Consider the following 12417-nt stretch of genomic DNA (forward strand, 5'->3'; position numbering starts at 1 on the left):
GGAGTTACTGAAGTTCTTGGTATTAAAGTGACGCCAAACTTTATTTCAAAAAGTAAATAATTTACTAACGCTCGTGCACAAATTAAAAATAAATTATGCACGAGTGTAGCACTATGAATTAGGAGTGCTATATTAAAGCTTACCTCACTATTAAAGCTATCGGTCAGATTAGATTAAAAACCTAATCTGACCGGTTTCTCTACAACCCTCTAAACCCTGATATAATTATATGGTAATTAGTTTAATTAGTGGTTAATATGCAAATTGATTTTATTCATATATTAAGATAGCATAAACCATATTGGTTTAAATTATTGTGCAACTTTATAAATCGTCACTGCTACTTCTACTGACTGCATTAATAGTTATAGTTCTAAAATTACCTGAAAATTTGAGCATTGCAGTAAATTGGTCTCTCCCAATTCTAGATTTTGATTTATCTTTTCGTATCGTACTAATATCTTTTTTGTCAGTTGCATTTTTAGCTGTTCTACCAACACAAAATTTGACTTTTTCAGAGATGCTATCTTTTGCTGCTTACACTACCTGTTCACTCTGTGCAATTTTATCCAAGCAGATGATATTGGTTATAATATTCTGTGAATTAATGACCGTCAGTGCATTTTTTACTATCGCAGCTGGCTGTAGAGATAGTGGACCTGCAATAAGGTACGCTTGTGTACACTTTTTCGTTGGAGTTATATTAATAGCAGGATTGGCACTTCAAAGCACTAACCTGATAATTTTGGGTTTATTGATAAACTGCGCTTGTTTTCCTTTTTCATTTTGGGTTGTTGATGCATATCCTGCTGCATCGCTACATGGCACCACATATCTCTCTTTATTTACCACTAAAGTCTCTTTTTTAGTGATGCTTTTACACACTTATAACCTATGGCAAGATTGTACTGAAATATTAGCGCTTGTAGGCGCCATCACTGCAATTTACAGCATTATATTTGCTTCTCTTGAGCAAAATATTCGTAGATTTTTATGCTATAATATTGTAGGACAAATGGGCTTACTGATTATTGCAGGAGGTTTACTCAGCCCTTCGGAAAAGGCAATACCAATTTTGATACTGCATATAATCTTCTCTCTTGTTTATCAATCATTATTGTTTGTGGTCAGCAATTCGATTATTTCACGAACAAGAACAATTAGTTTTAATGGAGTAGGTAAACTGATGTCAGTGGAAGGCATGTGTGCTATAATTGCAATACTTACAATGGCTGCATTTCCTGGAACCGCTGGATTTATTAGTAAATCATACATTACAGCCGAGATTGAAGCAAGTAGTGCTAATTTAGAAGTGTATAAAAACTTATACAAGACTCTAAATTTACTGCTTTATTTAAGCGTGGGGCTCAAGTTTCTTTACTACATATTTATTGCAAAAAGTAAGTCGAAACCTTTAGCAGATAAGGGAGGCAAAATGACTATGATTATTTTAGCATTTATATGCGTAATCGCTGGCAACCCTTACTTACCTATTTACAATAAACCTTCAATTTTTGATCTGGTGTACAATACACAAAACATTTGGTCTCAGTTTTATTTATTACTATGTACCACTTTATTGTTTATTCCTTTACGCAAGTTATTTTTGCCAAGAATAAATTTTAAAATGGATGTTGATTGGATTTTTAGAGCTTTCATACCTTATACTGTCTTGCTGTTCAATCAACTGGTCTTTAAAGTGAGAGAAATGTCTGCCACCGTACTGCAAAACTTGACTAATTCACTTGCTAGTTTATACTTTAATAATATTACTAAACTTAAAGAAGTGCTGAGTTATAACTCAGTGAGTTTTGTTTCAGCTTCTTCTCTCTTTTTAATGAGTATTCTACTAGCGCTATTATGTTTAAATCGTTAACCGAAAGTTTAAATTCTGTATTTAGTAAACTGAGAGGAAAGTCAATCATTTCTGAAGATGATTTTAACCTTGCCATGCGTGAAATACGTATAGCTTTAATTGAAGCTGACGTTTCACTTGAAGTTGCGAAAAAATTCATCAATGACATTAAAGATAAAGTGATTGGGGAAAAAGTCATAAAAAGCGTTTCTCCATCGCAAATGATAATCAAAATTGTGCAGGATAATTTAGTTGCAGTTCTCGGATCAGAGAAAAGCGACTTAAACCTAGCAGCTAAACCCCCTGCTGTGATTATGATGGTGGGCCTACAAGGTGCGGGTAAAACAACCACCTCAGGGAAGCTTGCTTTAAAGTTAAAAAAACAAAAGAAAAAAGTGATGCTCGCTTCTTTAGACATTTATAGACCGGCTGCCCAAAAACAACTTGAAGTGCTAGGTAAACAAATAGATGTGCAAACTTTACCTGTAGTAATAGACGAGAAGCCCGTTACAATTACAAAAAGGGCACTGGCAGCAGCAAAGAACGAAAATTATGATGTATTAATACTAGACACCGCAGGCAGGCTTCATATTGATAATAATATGATGAATGAGTTGAAAGCCGTAAAGGAAATAGCTTCACCTGCAGAAGTTATTTTAGTAGCCGACGCAATGATAGGCCAGGATTCGGTCAATATTGCCAAATCATTCAATGAGATAATAGGTGTAACCGGCATTATTCTCACCCGTGTTGATGGTGATGCACGTGGTGGTGCTGCTCTTTCTATGAAAATGATCACCGATTGTCCAATTAAATTTATTGCTTGTGGTGAAAAATTAAGTGATATCGATGATTTTTATCCCGATAGAATTGCAAAAAGGATACTTAGCATGGGTGATGTTGTATCATTGGTTGAAAAAGCTGCTGAGATTGTTGGTCAGGAAGAAATTGATAAGTTACAAAAGAAAGTAAAAAAGGGTAAATTCGACCTAAACGACCTAGTGGGAATGTTAAAGACTCTGAGTAAAATGGATGGCATTAGCAACATAATGAAATTCATTCCTAGTTCATTCACAAAAAAGCTAAGTAGCAGTGTGCCCGATGACAATAAAGTGAAAAAATATATAGCCATCATAAACTCAATGACCGAAAAAGAAAGGCAAAATCCAGATATTTTAAATGGCAAAAGAAGACTTAGAATTTCTAAGGGGTCCGGAACAAGTGTAACTGACGTTAATCTTCTAATTAAGCAGTATAATCAAATGAGCTCTATGGTGAATAAGTTCAGTAAAATTGACCATAGTAAACTCAAAGAATCTGATTTGATGGATATGCTAAGCAGAAAGTAAGTCAGCAGGTAGTGGAATGAAATAAAATCATCAGTTGTAATTGCTGTTGAATAGTAAAGTATATTATTTTAGCGTGAAGTAATAAATTCAATAAATTTCTTCAGTTGGAATTGGCATGATAATCAAAATTGATACAAGTTACTTTATCTATATTTAATGCGCTGTTTTATAGCTAACACACTATACCACCGTAGCACTACACTAGTAACAGACCGAAGGTTATCGATATCTCAAGTTAGGCTAGTTACAGCATCCATAATATCGTTTGTAAACCTGTAGCTATATACAATAAATGAACTTTTTTATATATTCGTTGTTAGTATTTTGTATTTCCTGAACAGTTCCGTGAGAAATGATCTCCCCTTCATATAATACTGCTATTTTGTCAGCTATTTTAAATGCACTATGAATATCATGTGTAATCGTGATAATTGTAGGACGAAGATCTTGAGATAATTTTATTATTATCTCGTTTACTACATCTGACATGATTGGGTCTAATCCTGAAGTTGGCTCATCCAATACAATAATTTCTGGGTTGTGTGCAATTGCTCTTGCAAGTGCCACTCTTTTCTTCATTCCACCTGATAGTTCTACTGGAAACATTTCTGCTATGTTTTCTTCCAGCCCAACATCATTTAACTTCTCAATTGCTAGGCGTTTTGCCTCCTTTATGCTGATATTAAAGCGTTTTTTATAATTAAAAGATATATTTTCCCACACTGTAACGTAGTCAAACAAAGCGGAATTTTGAAATAAGACTCCAAATTTATTTTTGCTTTTACTATTTATTTTAATAGACCCTGAGTCTGGTGTCAGTAATCCAATAATTATTTTTGTTAATACAGATTTACCACTTCCTGAGCCGCCAAGTATGACTAATGATTCTCCTTTCGATATATTGAAAGTTATGTTGTTTAATATCGTTCTATCATCAAAGGATAAGCTTATATTCAATATTGATATTATGGGGCTATGCATGTATTAAAGTAATTAAGTAATTTGCTAAAATTATCAATATAGAGGATATAACAACAGTTGATGTTGTTGCAATACCTACTCCTCGTGCACCTTCCCTACAATGGTAACCGTAATAACAACTTGAAACAGAAATTATGGCTCCAAAAGCAGTCGCTTTCATTAGCCCAACAATAAAATCGTACATATTAAAGAATTGAGCTGTATATTTTATGTATATATTTAAATTGTGGTTAAATTCAAAGACTGCGGTGACATACCCTCCAAATATTCCTATTAGATCTGCACATACTGTAAGTATTGGAAATACTATAACTGACGCTAGAATTCTTGGTACAATTAAATATTTGAAAGGATTGATGTCCAAAGTTGTAAGTGCATCTATTTGTTCAGTGATGCGCATCGTGCCAATTTCTGCTGCAATTGAGGACCCAACCTTTCCTACCATTATTAAGCTGATCAAAACTGGCCCTAACTCTTTAATGATAGTGATCGTAACAAGTTTAGGTACTACTTGTTCTTGATTAATCAATATACCACTTAAGCTACTCTGTAAAACTATCACTGCTCCTATAAAAACTCCAGTGAGCCCAACAATTGGCAAAGAGAAAAAGCCTATCTCTATAATTTGTCTTGCCACATTGCTAAAATAATATGGAGGAATAAAGCAGTGGTATAGAGATTGAATAAAAAATACAAATGCGTTACCAATCCTCAACAGAAAGTTCATAAAGCATCTACCGATTATTCTAACGCTGTCTATATTAAAGGAACTCACTTTACATTTATCTTAGCTCAAATTAGTTTTACTGATTTTATTAAAATTTTTATTAACTTCGCCAGAGTATAGTCAAGATATGTCTTAAGTTCAATATACTTTGATCAAAATGCTTGAGTTTAAGTTTATAAGACTGAATTGTATAAGAAAACCTTATTTATTTTGCTATTTACTCCTTGTAAAAAACATGCTACTAATAAATTGTGTTATATAATTGAATTGGAGTAAGTTTTGGCAGTTCCGAAGAGAAAAAAGTCAAAGTCAAGGCGTAATATGCATCGTTCTCATCATGCTATTAAGCCTAAGAATATTGTAGTATGTGCAACAACTGGAGAATTCATGTTGCCTCACAACATAGCAGTTGACAATAGTTACAAAGGAAAACGTGTTTTCATTAAACAAAAGGCGGAGTAACTCATGATATGTTACCCACGGTCAACAACAACATAGTTATCGCACTTGATGCTATGGGAGGGGATTTTGCACCTCTTTCCGTAATTCAAGGTGCTAGTTTTTTCTTGGATAATCTTGTTGACCCAGGTGTTGAAGTTTTTTTTCATATTTATGGAGATCAGAAAGAAATATCTCCTTTGCTTTCAAAATACAAAAAAGTAAGCGATAACTCCGAATTTACCCATTGCTCTGATAATGTTCTTCCAAATGATAAACCCTCTTTTGCACTTAGACATCGCAAAGATTCAAGTATGAAGGCAGCTGTTGAAGCAGTGAAAAAAGGTAAAGCTTTTGGGATGGTGTCTTCAGGCAACACTGGAGCATTGATGGCTATCTCCAGATTTATTTTAGGAACATTACCCAATATCTATCGTCCTGCTATTGCATCTGTCTGTCCAACTAAGACAAAAAGCTTTGCATTGCTTGATCTTGGTGCAAATGTTGACTGTAATACTGACTCATTATTTCAATTTGCATTAATGGGGAGTATATTTGCAAAAATAGCATTAAAAGTTGAAAATCCTGAAGTCGCTTTGCTAAACATTGGTACAGAGGAAGTGAAAGGTACTGACTCAGTAAGAGGAGCTTTTGAGTTACTCAAAAATGCTCCAAGTATTAACTTCAAAGGATATATAGAGGCAAGTGAATTTTTAGATGGTAATATAGACGTAATTGTTGCTGATGGTTTTGTTGGTAATGTAATGCTCAAGACAGCTGAGGCAACTGCTGGTACTTTTATCAGTCTAATAAAACAGGAAGTATTTAATTCATGGATGACAAAAATGCTTGTCGGCATATTGTTAAAACCCAAGCTAAATAAAGCATTAGAGCGTTTTAATCCTAAAATTAGAAGTGGAGCTATGTTTTTAGGGCTAAATGGTATCATTATAAAGAGCCACGGAAATTCTGATGCTATTTCTTTTGCTCACGCTATAAAATTTGCAGTAAATGCAATCAGTGAAAATTTGAACCAGAAGATAATTAACGGGGTAAGTCATATTGAATAAAAGTTTCATATTGAGCACTGGTTCTTACCTACCAAAAAAAATTTTGAGTAATAACGAAATTGCATTGATAGTTGAAACAAACGATGAATGGATACGGCAAAGAACAGGAATAGTTCAAAGACATATAGCAGATGAAGGAGAACTAACGTCAGATTTAGCTGTTAATGCAGCAAAAAATGCTATAGAAAAAGCGAAAATTTCAATAGATGAAATTGGTTTGATCATAGTTGCAACAACAACACCTGACAAAACTTTGCCTAGCTGTGCAACGATTGTACAAAGTAAGTTAAAATGTAAAAATGCATTTTCTTTTGATGTACAAGCAGCATGCTCTGGTTTTATATATGCAGTTACAGTTGCTGATTCGCTCATAAAATCTCACAATAGAATAAAATATGCGCTCGTTATTGGTGCTGAAATAATGTCTAGGATTGTTGACTGGGAAGATAGGTCAACTTGTGTACTCTTTGGTGATAGTGCTGGTGCAGTGATAATAAAATCAGAAATGGGTAGCAGCGGCATCATATCAACAAACTTACACTCTGATGGCAATGTGGACATACTATGTACGAACGGAGGGGTATCCTCTACTCGTGATTCTGGAAAGATACTTATGAATGGAAGAGAAGTGTTTAAACATGCAGTGGATAAGTTAACAGCCTCAGTAGAGGAAACTCTGAAATGCAATAATTTGAAAATCATTGATATTGACTGGTTAATTCCCCATCAAGCAAACATTCGTATTATTGAAGCAGTAGTAAAGAAATTAGATTTTCCTATAGAGAAAGTGATTAATACCGTTGATAAGCATGCAAACACCTCAGCAGCATCAATTCCACTGGCCTTAGACTATGCAATACAAGAATCAAAAATAAAATCAGGAAATCTGGTACTGCTGATTTCAATAGGTGCAGGCCTGACCTGGGGTTCTGTGTTACTGCGCTATTAGACTTCCTATTACCCACGCTTCTTTTTTCTCAGTTTTATCGTTACATGCTGTACTGACAAAGTTTTGAGATATTATCACAAACATTATATTCACAAGAAATACTTGACTTCACGTGTACTAAGAAGCATTTTATATATGATGTGTGCCCGTAGCTCAGTTGGATAGAGCAACAGCCTTCTAAGCTGTGGGTCGTAGGTTCGAATCCTACCGGGCACATTCTTCTATCAATGCTTTCTATAAATTTTCAAGTATTCTGGTACCACATTTTCAATTGCTAGTGGTCTAATTTTCATTGTTCCGAGATCATCTGACTTTTCGATTGAACTACTCATCATAACTTTCACCTGATCTCGAGTAAGTATAGGGCTTGCATCTCCGGTTATAGGTTTTAACAGTACAGAAACAACTTTACTTTCTAAGAAAAAGGCTATCAATCTTGCCATTGGAAAAGGTACATTGATCAGTAGACACTTTCTGTTAGTCACATTCAGAATAAACTTTAATAAGCTTTTAAAAGAGTAAACTTTTGGTCCACCTATATTATAAATTTTTTTATCTTGCTTATTAAAGCTGATAATACGGTATACCACTTCAGCTAAGTTTGTTACACATATCGGCTGAAACTTCGTTATTCCACTACCGATTAACGGCAAAAAAGGAAGAATTGTTGCTAATCTTGCAAATTTATTGAAGAAACTATCTTCTTTACCGAATACAAGACTTGGCTTAATTATTATTGCTCCCTGAAATGCTGAAGTTACAGCTTTTTCACCTTCTAATTTACTGTGGGCGTATCTTGACAGCTTACTATTTTCTATTCCCATGGCAGAAAAATGTATCATCATGTATACACTTTTTATTTGCGCAGCTTTTGCTATTCTTTCAGCTACTCTAACATGAACGTCATAGAAATCGTATTTTCTTTTTTCATATAATATTCCTACTAAATTTATAACAACATCACACCCCTCCATACTTTCTAAAATTGATCTTTCATTAAAAAAATCTCCTTCAATTATTGATATTTGTCCTAAATTTCCACATAACTTCAGACAAGCAGCTTTTTCCTGATCACGAGTAAATATTCTTATTAAATACCCCGCCGCTGCCAAGCGTCTTACGATGTGTTTTCCTATAAATCCCGTTCCACCAAAAATAATTATACGTTTTATCACAGTTAAAACTTCCAATAACTTAACTTTAAATTAATACAATAGTTTTATTTAATATTCTATTGTGAATTCCTGCACTATAAGGTCCATTCTCATTCCATGAGAACCTTTAACTAAAATTACATCATTACCTTGAACAATATTAGCTAAATTACTTTTCAATTGGTTAGAATCATCGAAATGCATGCCTTTTATATTCTCCGGTAAAAGTTTATTCAATTCTAACATAAATTTACCAACTGTATGAACTTTATTCACATTTTGTTCTACTATAGAGTCAAGCAATTCTGTATGAAATACTATGCTTTCATTACCAAGTCCTAACATATCGCCAAGTAGTGCCACTTTTCTTAAATTAGAATATGTACCTAAAGTTCTTATTGCAGCCTTCATTGAAGTAGGGTTAGCATTATAGGAGTCGTTAATCAAATGTACTAATTTTCCATTGTATTTAGCTTGATGAACATTACCTCTACCTTCTGTTACAGTAAAATTCTCAAGTGCTAGTGGTAATTTAGATAAATCAAGTTCGAGACTTTGCAAAACTGCTGTAACAACTAATGCAGAGTATGCAAAATGTTCGCCTTTTACAGGTAAATTACAGTTCATAATTTGACCACTGTTCAGTTTGATTTTTAAATTTAGACCGTTATCGTCTCTTATTAGTTCTAACAAACAAACAGTAGCACTTTCATTCTTACCAAAGCTTACTACATTTCTGTTAGCATTTGATAAGAGATAATCATAATGTTCATTATCCTTATTCAAAACCAAAGTACCATTATTTTTCATACCATGTAGAATTTCTAATTTCGCTTGCGCAATATCAAGTAGAGATGAAAAGTTTTCAACATGCGCAGGTTCAATGTTGGTAATAACTGCAATATCCGGATTGCTAATCTTCGATAACTCTTTTATTTCACCAGCTCTACTCATTCCTATTTCAAGGATTAAATACTGGCAGTCTTCTGGCGCTTTTAGAATCGTAAAAGGCAATCCTATATTATTATTCAAGTTACCTTCATTTACATGAGATACTCCATAATGCAACAAAACAGTGTTAAGCATATCTTTTGTAGTGGTTTTCCCAACACTACCTGTAATTGTGATAACTTTAGCATTAACAAGAATATTTCTAATGTAATATGATGCCATATTATGCAAAGCTTTTAGAGTATCTTGCACAATAATTAGAGGAAAATTTCTATATTTATCTTCGCTTACTACCGCAGCAACAGCTCCTTTTAAAAATGCTTCATGTAGAAAATCATGCCCATCAAATTTCTTTCCCTTGAGAGCAATAAATAAATCACCTTTTTTTATGCTTCTTGTATCCGTTGAAATATTTGAGCTATACACCGAATTACAAACACCCTCCCCTCTTCCGCCAGTAGCATCTATAATATTATTTGCGTTCCATTTTAACATAATTTATCTTTAAAGGTAATTTGAACAAGAAAAGCAGCAAAAATACTACATACTTTGGTAATGTACAAATAATGATTGCTATTTCTATAATTTCATCTTATAATAGATATACAAGCTTAAATATTTTCGTCTATAATTGAGTGTGTTTTACTATCTGATTGTAGAAAGTGACTTGGAGGTATGTATGGCAAAAGATGAGTCAAATAAAAAGTCTATTTTGGCTAAGATAAAAGGCGTGTTTTTTCTTGTGCCTAAAGCACTTATTTATCCTATAAAGAAACCGTTTGCTTCAATTGATGAAATGAAGCATGATGCTAAAGTTTCATTAAAAAACGCTGTGAGTGATTTACCTAAAGAAGAAGAGAAATATGACCCACCTATAAAAACCACAGAAGCTAGTAAGTACCTCGGCATACAAATAACAAAACAAGAAAAAGGTAAGGTAAGTTTTTTAGCGTCAAGAACTTTAACGGGGGATATACCTTACTTGAGTCCAGAGAAATTAGATGAAATAAGGGAAGATCTGCCCAATATAACTATTTTTAGAGAAGAAAACAAAATTGTAATTGAAGTTGATGTTGAAAAAATTATCCAAGAAATAAAAGATAAAAATCTAGGTATGGATGAAAAAGTAATGAAAAAGTACGCTCTTGAAGGAATTTATAATAAGATTGATTGTGATCTTAAAAATTTGGCAAAAATTACTGGTGGAGAGTTTAAAGTTCACACAGATCGGAAATTGCTGTATGGTATTGCAGAAAAGTTGTATAGTGGATATGATAGTAAAAAGCAGAAGTCACAGGAAGTTGTAAGGCCTATGGATAAAGAAAAGTCATCAGAGAAAATTTTAAATAATTGGCAAAAAGCTATTAAACAAGATTTTGAAAGTTGCGAAAGCATAAGAGGTAGGGGGAAATAAATTATGGAGAGTGTTATGAAAGAAGTTCAAATAGAGGAAAGGTATCATAGCCTAACTGTTCCTGGAGATATGTATCATTTACAACCAGAAGTTATTGCTGCAAGAAGGGCAAATAGAATAGAAACTTTTTCAAAAAGACACCAAATGGACTATGGGTCAATTTTGCGTGGACAAGATATACAGCTAAAAGACGACGTTTCAAGTCTTGAAGATGCTTCTAGCGAAGCAGCAATAAGCCCACCTTCTACACCAAATCATAAGCAAAATAGAAGAGGACCAGGAATTTAATAAAGTATGGGTAGTACAGCTTATGATGACACTAATATCTTTGCTAAGATATTAAGAGGTGAGTTGTCTTATGAGGAAATACATAAAAATGAAAATGTGCTGGCTTTTCGTGATAAGTATCCTGATGCACCAGTTCATATTCTAGTTATACCAAAAGCTCAATACGTTTCATACGATGATTTTGTTCTGAAAGCTTCCGAAGAGGAAATAGTAAGTTTTTTTAAAACTGTTAGAGAAATAGCACATAAATATAACTTAGAAAAAACAGGATATAGATTAGTTACTAATCACGGTAAAGATGGAGAGCAAGTTATACCGCACTTTCACATACATATTTTAGGTGGTAAAAGATTAGGAAAGCATGTAAATTCATAGTGTTATATGTTTTTTAAATGAGTGAATATTTAACCATATTAATTTTTATCTGTGTATCAATTGTAGTATCCTTTACTTTAGGTGTATTACCTATGTTTCTTGCAGTCAGTAACCCAGATGGTGAAAAGCTTTCTACATATGAGTGTGGCTTTAATCCTTTATCAAGAGCCAGAAAAAGTTTCGACATAAAATTTTACTTAGTTGCAATATTGTTCATAATATTCGATTTAGAAATTGCTTTTCTTTTCCCTTGGGCCGTTTCTTTATCTAAAATAAGCTATTGCGGATTTTGGTCTATGATGATATTCCTTGCAATACTTACTATAGGCTTTATTTATGAGTGGTGTAAAGGTGCGTTGGAATGGGAATAAATTTATCTAATGGCGACTGGAATCGTTACAAAAAAGAAGGTTTTCTTATCACTAAATTTGGCGATTTAATAGATTATATAATGAACTGGGCAAGGTCTGGTTCATTGTGGCCAATGACATTTGGTCTTGCATGTTGCGCAGTAGAGATGATGCACACTGCATCCAGTCGTTATGATCTTGATAGATATGGCATAATCTTTCGTGCAAGCCCAAGGCAAGCAGATGTTATGATTGTTGCTGGCACGTTAACTAATAAAATGGCAGCAGCATTGCGTAAAGTTTATGATCAAATGGCAGATCCCAAATACGTCGTCTCTATGGGAAGTTGTGCAAATGGCGGTGGCTATTATCATTATTCTTACTCAGTAGTCCGTGGTTGCGATAGAATTGTGCCAGTTGATGTGTATGTTCCTGGATGCCCTCCAACTGCTGAGGCGTTGCTATATGGAATGCTATGTCTACAAAATAAAATAAAACGAACTAAAAATATATAGC

General features: G+C 33.7%; 14 protein-coding genes and 1 tRNA gene. 11 read left to right on the forward strand and 4 right to left on the reverse strand.

From position 1 onward, the window contains the following. The first annotated feature begins 316 nt into the window (after positions 1-316). Together OPR29_RS05130 and ffh are read left to right on the forward strand one after the other, a co-directional pair. A complete protein-coding gene (locus tag OPR29_RS05130; protein ID WP_265025167.1) occupies positions 317-1876 on the forward strand; it encodes a proton-conducting transporter transmembrane domain-containing protein in 1560 nt (519 codons plus the stop codon). Continuing rightward, positions 1861-3204 carry a signal recognition particle protein gene (ffh, locus tag OPR29_RS05135; protein ID WP_265025168.1) on the forward strand — a complete coding sequence of 448 codons (1344 nt, stop codon included), beginning with the start codon at positions 1861-1863 and terminating at the stop codon, positions 3202-3204. The genes OPR29_RS05130 and ffh overlap by 16 nt, the downstream gene beginning before the upstream one ends. 279 nt (positions 3205-3483) lie before the next feature. Here ffh and OPR29_RS05140 read toward each other — a convergent pair whose 3' ends face one another. Together OPR29_RS05140 and OPR29_RS05145 are read right to left on the reverse strand one after the other, a co-directional pair. Continuing rightward, positions 3484-4185, reverse strand: a complete 702-nt coding sequence (locus OPR29_RS05140; protein WP_012481975.1) for an ABC transporter ATP-binding protein — start codon at positions 4183-4185, stop codon at positions 3484-3486. Beyond that, complete coding sequence (locus OPR29_RS05145; RefSeq protein WP_012481974.1) at positions 4178-4960, reverse strand: MlaE family ABC transporter permease; 783 nt, start codon at positions 4958-4960, stop codon at positions 4178-4180. Before OPR29_RS05145 ends, OPR29_RS05140 begins: the two co-directional genes overlap by 8 nt. A gap of 231 nt (positions 4961-5191) precedes the next feature. On the opposite strand from OPR29_RS05145, the gene rpmF reads away from it, so the two are divergent. The 4 genes from rpmF to OPR29_RS05165 all read left to right on the forward strand — a co-directional run bounded on the left by rpmF (position 5192) and on the right by OPR29_RS05165 (position 7585). Next, positions 5192-5374, forward strand: coding sequence for a 50S ribosomal protein L32 (gene rpmF / locus OPR29_RS05150; protein WP_006014434.1), 183 nt, complete (start codon positions 5192-5194; stop codon positions 5372-5374). Positions 5375-5382: 8 nt separating this feature from the next. Continuing rightward, positions 5383-6420 (forward strand): phosphate acyltransferase PlsX, encoded by a 1038-nt coding sequence (plsX, locus tag OPR29_RS05155; RefSeq protein ID WP_006014431.1) that lies wholly within the window; start codon positions 5383-5385, stop codon positions 6418-6420. Further along, positions 6413-7369, forward strand: a complete 957-nt coding sequence (locus OPR29_RS05160; protein ID WP_213863884.1) for a beta-ketoacyl-ACP synthase III — start codon at positions 6413-6415, stop codon at positions 7367-7369. The genes plsX and OPR29_RS05160 overlap by 8 nt, the downstream gene beginning before the upstream one ends. A gap of 142 nt (positions 7370-7511) precedes the next feature. Then, positions 7512-7585, forward strand: a tRNA-Arg gene (locus tag OPR29_RS05165). A gap of 8 nt (positions 7586-7593) precedes the next feature. Here OPR29_RS05165 and OPR29_RS05170 read toward each other — a convergent pair. Beyond that, a complete protein-coding gene (locus tag OPR29_RS05170; protein ID WP_250147213.1) occupies positions 7594-8559 on the reverse strand; it encodes a complex I NDUFA9 subunit family protein in 966 nt (321 codons plus the stop codon). 33 nt (positions 8560-8592) lie between these two features. After that, positions 8593-9969, reverse strand: a complete 1377-nt coding sequence (locus tag OPR29_RS05175; RefSeq protein WP_019078639.1) for a UDP-N-acetylmuramoyl-tripeptide--D-alanyl-D-alanine ligase — start codon at positions 9967-9969, stop codon at positions 8593-8595. A 184-nt stretch (positions 9970-10153) separates the two neighbouring features. On the opposite strand from OPR29_RS05175, the gene OPR29_RS05180 reads away from it, so the two are divergent. The 5 genes from OPR29_RS05180 to OPR29_RS05200 are packed head-to-tail and all read left to right on the forward strand — an operon-like array spanning position 10154 to position 12416. After that, positions 10154-10888: a hypothetical protein gene (locus OPR29_RS05180; RefSeq protein WP_254229885.1), complete on the forward strand. Its 735-nt coding sequence runs from the start codon at positions 10154-10156 to the stop codon at positions 10886-10888. A 3-nt stretch (positions 10889-10891) separates the two neighbouring features. Next, positions 10892-11176, forward strand: a complete 285-nt coding sequence (locus OPR29_RS05185) for a hypothetical protein (protein ID WP_019236871.1) — start codon at positions 10892-10894, stop codon at positions 11174-11176. Positions 11177-11182: 6 nt separating this feature from the next. After that, positions 11183-11551 (forward strand): HIT domain-containing protein, encoded by a 369-nt coding sequence (locus OPR29_RS05190; RefSeq protein ID WP_006014413.1) that lies wholly within the window; start codon positions 11183-11185, stop codon positions 11549-11551. Between the two features lie 17 nt (positions 11552-11568). After that, positions 11569-11922, forward strand: coding sequence for an NADH-quinone oxidoreductase subunit A (locus tag OPR29_RS05195; RefSeq protein WP_064085468.1), 354 nt, complete (start codon positions 11569-11571; stop codon positions 11920-11922). Next, the gene (locus OPR29_RS05200; RefSeq protein WP_007302257.1) at positions 11913-12416 is read left to right on the forward strand and encodes a NuoB/complex I 20 kDa subunit family protein; all 504 of its coding nucleotides are present in this window, start codon (positions 11913-11915) and stop codon (positions 12414-12416) included. Before OPR29_RS05195 ends, OPR29_RS05200 begins: the two co-directional genes overlap by 10 nt. Position 12417 lies beyond the last annotated feature (1 nt).

The organism is Wolbachia endosymbiont (group B) of Pammene fasciana (assembly GCF_947251495.1).
In the GTDB taxonomy this organism is placed as follows: Bacteria; Pseudomonadota; Alphaproteobacteria; order Rickettsiales; family Anaplasmataceae; genus Wolbachia.